Origin of the sequence: Actinophytocola sp., assembly GCF_036378875.1 — a bacterium.
Taxonomy (GTDB): domain Bacteria; phylum Actinomycetota; class Actinomycetes; order Mycobacteriales; family Pseudonocardiaceae; genus Actinophytocola.
The window spans coordinates 115,675-121,968 of record NZ_DASUVO010000169.1 but is presented as its reverse complement, the minus strand read 5'-3'; the positions used below and the strand labels follow the sequence as shown (position 1 = coordinate 121,968).

Annotated in this window: 5 protein-coding genes and 2 pseudogenes; all 7 read left to right on the top strand. The window is 70.1% G+C overall.

The genetic code is table 11. From position 1 onward, the window contains the following. Positions 1 to 196, top strand: a pseudogene (locus tag VF106_RS47805) (hypothetical protein); the annotation flags it as partial. Continuing rightward, positions 193 to 1,413 (top strand): sarcosine oxidase subunit beta family protein, encoded by a 1,221-nt coding sequence (locus VF106_RS47800; protein WP_330846765.1) that lies wholly within the window; start codon positions 193 to 195, stop codon positions 1,411 to 1,413. The pseudogene VF106_RS47805 and the gene VF106_RS47800, both read left to right, overlap by 4 nt. Before the next feature lie 11 nt (positions 1,414 to 1,424). Next, on the top strand, positions 1,425 to 1,673 hold the full coding sequence (locus tag VF106_RS47795; protein ID WP_330846764.1) for a sarcosine oxidase subunit delta: 249 nt from the start codon (positions 1,425 to 1,427) through the stop codon (positions 1,671 to 1,673). After that, positions 1,670 to 4,399 (top strand): annotated as a pseudogene (locus VF106_RS47790) (2Fe-2S iron-sulfur cluster-binding protein); the annotation flags it as partial. The gene VF106_RS47795 and the pseudogene VF106_RS47790, both read left to right, overlap by 4 nt. A gap of 27 nt (positions 4,400 to 4,426) precedes the next feature. Beyond that, positions 4,427 to 4,963, top strand: a complete 537-nt coding sequence (locus tag VF106_RS47785) for a sarcosine oxidase subunit gamma (RefSeq protein WP_330846770.1) — start codon at positions 4,427 to 4,429, stop codon at positions 4,961 to 4,963. A 55-nt stretch (positions 4,964 to 5,018) separates the two neighbouring features. Then, the gene (locus VF106_RS47780) at positions 5,019 to 5,438 is read left to right on the top strand and encodes a helix-turn-helix domain-containing protein (RefSeq protein ID WP_330846763.1); all 420 of its coding nucleotides are present in this window, start codon (positions 5,019 to 5,021) and stop codon (positions 5,436 to 5,438) included. Further along, entirely contained in the window at positions 5,435 to 6,274 is an 840-nt protein-coding gene (locus VF106_RS47775) for an alpha/beta fold hydrolase (RefSeq protein WP_330846762.1), read from the top strand. The genes VF106_RS47780 and VF106_RS47775 overlap by 4 nt, the downstream gene beginning before the upstream one ends. Positions 6,275 to 6,294: the final 20 nt, after the last annotated feature.

Below are 6,294 nucleotides of genomic sequence, written 5' to 3'. Positions count from 1 at the left end.
GGGCTTGGACGCCGACGCGTTCGGTGAGGTCGCCGACATCATCGCCGTCGCGTTGGCCGGTGACGGCTCCGCCGCGACCCTGGCCGGGCTCGGCCACCGCGTCCGGGCCCTGGCCGCCCGCTTCCCGCTCTATCCCCACCTGTCGAAGGACCCCCACCCGACGACGGACACCTACCTGGCGAAGGACCACCGATGAACCAGCGGCACCTGCCCGAGCACCCGGACTTCCTCTGGGCCAACCCGGAGCCCAAGCGCCGTTACGACGTCGTCATCGTCGGCGGCGGCGGACACGGTCTGGCCACCGCCTACTACCTGGCCCGCTACCACGGGATCAGCAACGTGGCCGTGCTCGAGCGCGGCTGGCTGGCCGGCGGCAACATGGCCCGCAACACCACCATCATCCGGTCCAACTACCTGTGGGACGAGAGCGCCGCGATCTACGAGCACGCGCTCAAGCTCTGGGAGACGCTCGAGGACGATCTGGACTACGACGTCCTGTTCAGCCAACGCGGTGTCCTCAACCTCGCGCACACGCTCCAGGACGTGCGTGACTCGGTCCGCCGCGTGAACGCCAACAAGCTCAACGGCGTCGACGGTGAGTGGCTGACACCGGAAGAGGTCGCGAAGATCTGCCCGATCCTCAACACCTCCCCCGACACCCGCTACCCCGTGCTCGGGGGCACCTGGCAGCCGAGGGCGGGCATCGCCAAGCACGACCACGTGGCGTGGGCGTTCGCCCGGCAGGCCGACGCGTACGGGATCGACCTGATCCAGCACTGTGAGGTCACCGGGTTCCTGCGTGACGGTGACCGGGTCGTGGGTGTCGACACGAACCGGGGGCCGATCCGCGCGGGTCGCGTCGGGCTGGCCGCCGCCGGCCACTCCAGCGTGCTCGCCGACACCGTGGGCATCCGGCTGCCGCTGCAGAGCCATCCGTTGCAGGCGTTGGTGTCCGAGCTGCTGGAGCCGATCCACCCGACCGTGGTGATGTCGAACCACGTGCACGTGTACGTCAGCCAGGCACACAAGGGCGAACTGGTCATGGGCGCGGGCATCGACACCTACAACTCCTACGGGCAACGGGGTTCGGTGCACGTCATCGAGGACCAGATGGCCGCCGCGCTGGAGCTGTTCCCGATCTTCGCGGGCGCGCACCTGATCCGCACGTGGGGCGGGATCGTGGACGTCACCCCGGACGCGTCGCCGATCATCGGGCTCACCCCGCTGGAGAACCTGTTCGTCAACTGTGGTTGGGGCACAGGCGGGTTCAAGGCGACTCCCGGTGTCGGGTGGGTGTTCGCGCACACGATCGCGACCGGCGAGCCGCATCCGTTGAACGAGCCGTTCAGCCTGACGCGCTTCACGAGCGGAGCCCTGATCGACGAGCACGGCGCCGCCGCCGTCGCGCACTGAGCGAGGGAATCATGCTGCTGATTCGATGCCCGTGGTGCGGCGAGCGCGAGGAGACCGAGTTCCGTTACGGCGGGCAGGCGCACGTCGCGTACCCGGCGGACCCGGAGTCACTGTCCGATCAGGACTGGGCGGAGTACCTGTTCTTCCGGGACAACCCGAAGGGTCTGTTCGCCGAGCGGTGGGTCCACGCCGACGGCTGCCGCCGCTGGTTCAACACGGTCCGGCACACCGGCACCAGTGAGTTCGAGGGAACGCGATGAGGTTGTCCACCGGTGGTCGGATCGACCGCACCACACCGCTTCGGTACACGCTCGACGGCGTCGAACGCACCGGGTTCGCGGGTGACACCCTCGCCTCGGCCATGCTCGCCGACGGCGTGCTGACCGTCGGGCCGTCGCCGTACCGGCACCGTCCACGTGGGATCGTGACCGCGGGCGTCGAGGAGCCCAACGCCCTGGTGCAGGTCGACGGCGAGCCGTCGTTGACCGCGACCACGGTCGAGCTGGTGGACGGGTTGACCGCCTCGACACTCAGTGGGGTCGGGCGCCTGGAACCGCTGGACGAGCAGGTGCACGACAAGAAGTACGTGCACACCGACGTCCTGGTGGTCGGCGGCGGTCCGGCGGGGCTGGCGGCCGCGTTGGCGGCGTCCTCGGGTGGGGCACGGGTCATGCTCGTGGACGACCAGCCGTCGCTCGGCGGCAGCCTGCTGTCGGACCGCGAGGTGTTGCCGTGGGTGGCGACGGCGGAGGCCGAGCTCGGCACCCGGCCCGAGGTGCGGGTGCTGACCCGGGCGACCGCGTTCGGTTACTACGACAGCAACTACGTGCTGGTGGCGCAGAAGCGGCGGTTGTGGCACGTGCGTGCGCGGCGGGTCGTGCTGGCCACCGGGGCACACGAACGACCGCTCGTGTTCGAAGACAACGACCTGCCCGGCGTCATGTCGGCGTCGGCCGTGCGGACGTACGTCAACCGGTACGCCGTGCTTCCCGGCCAGGAGGTCGTCGTCCAGACCACCAACGACAGCGCCTACGAGACGGCGTTCGACCTCGCCGCCGCGGGTGCGCAGGTCGTGTCCATTCTGGACGCTCGCCCCACACCGCCTGCCGATCTGGTGGAGCGGGCGGTCTCGGCGGGCATCGAGGTGCGGGCCGGCTGGGTCGTGCGGCGGGCACTGGGTACCACTCGGATCGTCGGCGTGTCCACGAAGGACGGTGAGCTTCCGTGTGACCTGCTGGCGGTCTCGGGTGGGTGGAACCCGGTGGTGCACCTGCACAGCCAGTCGCGGGGCACGCTGCGGTGGGACGACCGGCTCGCGGCGTTCGTGCCGGACCAGTCGGTGCAGGCCAACCGCGTGGTCGGCGCTGCGAACGGCGTGTACGGGCTGGCGGAAGCGCTGGCACAGGGCGCCGCCGCCGGTGTGGAAGCGGCTGAGCTGGTGGGTTGTCCGTCCACCGAACTGGCGCTGCCGGCGGTACGGCCGCGGGAGGTCACGCCACCGCGGCCGGTGTGGCACGCGTCCGGTGACCCCGACCGGTGTTTCGTCGACCTGCAACGGGACGCGACCGTCGCGGACGTGCTGCGGGCCACCGGCGCCGGGCTGCGGTCACCGGAGCATGTCAAGCGCTACACCACGATCGGCACCGGCGCCGACCAGGGTCGGACGTCGAACGTGCCGGCGCTGGGGGTGATCGCCACCGCGCTGGGCCTCGACTCCCCCGGCGAACTGGGCACGACGACGTTCCGCGCGCCGTACGCGCCGGTGTCGTTCGCGCTGATGGCCGGCCGGAACCGGGGTGCGCTGCACGACCCCGTGCGCACCACCCCGATCCACTCGTGGCATGTCGCGGCGGGCGCGGTGTTCGAGGACGTCGGGCAGTGGCGGCGGCCGCGGTTCTACCCACGTGCGGGCGAGGACATGGACGCCGCCGTGCTGCGCGAGTGCCGCGCAGCCAGAACCGGTGTCGGTGTGCAGGACGCGTCGACGCTCGGCAAGATCGAGGTGGTCGGCGCGGACGCGGGCGAGTTCCTGAACCGTATGTACACCAACGCGTTCAAGAAGCTCACCGTCGGCGCGTGCCGGTACGGGCTGATGTGCGGCGCCGACGGCATGGTGTTCGACGACGGCGTGACGATGCGGCTGGCCGAGGACCGGTTCTACGTCACCACGACGACCGGCGGCGCGGCGAAGGTGCTGGACTGGTTCGAGGAGTGGGCGCAGACCGAGTGGCCGTCGCTGGACGTCACGTTCACCTCCGTCACCGAACAGTGGTCGACGGTGGCCGTGGTTGGCCCCCGATCGCGTGCGGTGGTGGGGCGGCTGGCTCCGTCCCTGGACGTGTCCACTGAGGCCTTCCCGTTCATGACGTTCCGGGACACCGTGCTGCACAACGGGATCCCGGCCCGCATCGCGCGGATCTCGTTCTCGGGCGAGCTGGCCTACGAGGTCAACGTCGCGTCCTGGTACGGGTTGGCGGTGTGGCGTGCCGTGCTGGCGGCGGGTGAGGAGGACGACATCACGCCGTACGGCACGGAAACCATGCACGTGCTGCGTGCCGAGAAGGGCTTCCCGATCGTCGGGCAGGACACCGACGGCACGGTCACGCCGCACGACCTCGGCATGTCGTGGATCGTGTCGACGCGCAAGGACTTCGTGGGCAGGCGCTCCCTGCGTCGCCCCGACACCGCCCGGCCCGACCGCAAGCACCTGGTGGGCCTGCTGCCCACGGATCCGGAGGTCGTCCTGCCCGAGGGCGCGCAGCTCGTCGCGCCGGGTGTCCCGCTGACCCCGCCCGTGCCGATGCTGGGACATGTGACGTCCAGCTACCGCAGTGCCGCACTGGCCCGCGGTTTCGCACTGGCACTGGTCAAGGGCGGCCGCGACCGCATCGGCGAGACCGTCGTGGCCCCAGTGGGCGACCATCTGATCGAAGCGACGATCACCGAGCCGGTGTTCTACGACAAGGAAGGCGCCCGCCGTGACGGTTCGGTCGCGGAGCTTGCGGAACGTCCCATGGACACCGCGGGCCGACGAACGGCGTCACCGAGCCTGCGAGGGGACGCCGTGAGCGGCGCGCTCTTGCGTCTGAGCCCACTGTTCGACCACCCGCTGGCCTCTGGCGTTGGAGTGCGGCTGGTGGAGATCCCGTCCGTTCCCGCGGTGAACGTGCAGGGCACGGCTGACTTCCCTCGCCCGGAGCCGGGGTCGGTCGCGCAGTGGGGTGAACGCGCGGTGCTGTGGCTGGGCCCCACGGAATGGCTCGTGGTGGGCCCGGGCCCCGACCTGCCGGGCGGCGTCGACGTGTCCGCGAACCGCACGACGATCGAGCTGAGCGGCCCGCACGCCCGTGACGTGCTGGAGAAGGGCTGCACCCTCGACCTGCACCCGCGCGCGTTCTCTGAGGGCCACTGCGCCCAGACCACGGTGGCGAGGACCCAGGTCATCCTGTGGCAGACATCGGACGCGCCGGTGTACCGGCTGATGGTGCGCGGCTCGTTCGCGCGGTACCTGGCCGACTGGCTGGTGGACGCGTCGCGCGAGTATCTCTAGATCATTACCCATCCTTACCTAAAAGCATCTCACATGGGGCTGTTAGAGTAACGATGTGACCAAACAGCTCTACTCAGTGGAAGAGGTGGCTGAGCAGCTCGGACTGCATGTGCGCACCGTCCGCGGCTATGTGCGTGACGGACGGCTGCCGGCGGTCCGCATCGGGAAGCAGTACCGCATCTCGCGGGAGAACCTCGAGGCGTTCGTCGGCTCGCCCGTCGTGGATCCGCCCGAGGTCGGCCGGCACCGGCACGTCGACGTGTCGAGCATCGTCGAGATCGACGTGGTCAGCCCGGAGACGGCCCACCGCGTCAGCACCCTTCTCACGGCCATGCGCACGGGCCCCAGCGACCAGCCCTTACGCGTGCAGACGGTCTACGACGAAGGACGAGCACGCATGAAGGTCATCGTGGTCGGCGGGTTGGGCGACACCAGACACGTCCTCGAATACCTGCAGGCGGTGCTCGATTCATGATCTACAAGACCGAGGCAGGCGAACGGGAGATCCTGCGCCGCTACGAGCAGACGCTCGCGAGCTGGCCTGTCCCGGCCGAGCGCCGCCGGGTGCCGACGCGCGAGGGCGATACGTTCGTGCTGGTGTCCGGCCCCGCCGAGGCGCCACCGCTCCTGCTGCTCCACGGCTCGGGCTCGAACGCGACGATGTGGATGGGTGACATCACCGCGTGGGCGCGGCACTTCCGCGTCCACGCCGTCGACATGATCGGCGAACCGGGGCTCTCGGCACCGTCGCGCCCACCGTTGGACTCCACCGCCTACGCGCTGTGGCTGGACGACGTCCTCGACCATCTCGAACTCGAACGCACCGCGATCGCCGGCGCGTCGCTCGGCGGATGGCTGGCGCTCGACTACGCGACGCGGCGACCAGGCCGGGTCGAGAGCCTCGCACTGCTGTGCCCGGGCGGCATCGGACGCCAGAAGGTCGGGTTCCTCTTCAAAGCCCTGCTGTACAAACCGTTCGGGCGATGGGGCATGCTCCGGTCGATCAAGGCGGTCGCGGGCGTCGATCCACGGACGATGCCGGAGATCGCCGAGTACCTGGCGGTGATGTTCACGCACTTCCTACCCCGCCGGGACCGCCTTCCCGTGTTCGGAGACGAGGCCCTGCGGAAGCTGACGATGCCGGTCCTGGTGATCATCGGCGGCCGCGACGCGATGTTCGACTCCCACGACACGGCCAGGCGCGTCAACCGCGCCGTGCCGCACGCCACGGTGACCCTGCTACCCGATGTCGCGCACTCCATCGTCGGCCAGACCCAGCCGATCCTGGACTTCCTGCGCAGCAGCCGTTGAACGCCGCGGTGGGGGCGGGC